This is a genomic window from Methylobacterium sp. J-072 (assembly GCF_022829425.1).
GTDB lineage: Bacteria > Pseudomonadota > Alphaproteobacteria > Rhizobiales > Beijerinckiaceae > Methylobacterium.
The window spans coordinates 1-314 of sequence record NZ_JAKSYK010000082.1; the positions used below are offsets into that span (position 1 = coordinate 1).

1 pseudogene is annotated in these 314 nt (G+C 70.4%); it reads left to right on the forward strand.

Annotated elements, in window-relative coordinates:
- A pseudogene (locus MKK67_RS08175) lies at positions 1 to 314 on the forward strand (porin family protein); the annotation flags it as partial.

Below are 314 nucleotides of genomic sequence, written 5' to 3' on the forward strand. Positions count from 1 at the left end.
CGCCCCGCCGCCGGTGTTCACCCCCGTCCCGGTGTTCACCTGGACCGGCGCCTACTTCGGTATCAACGCCGGCTACGCCTTCGACGCCAGCAGCCGCTCCAACAACTCGACCTTCGTCGTGCCGGGCGGTGTCGGCCTGACCAACGGCCCGGCCGCCGTCGCCACCTTCCGCAACCGCAGCCAGGACGGCTTCTCCGGCGGCGCCCAGGTCGGCTACAACTATCAGTTCACCCCGGGCTCCGGCGTGGTCGTCGGCATCGAGGCCGACGCCCAGTACCTCGACTTCGGCCGCGACCGGAACAACGCCTTCGTCA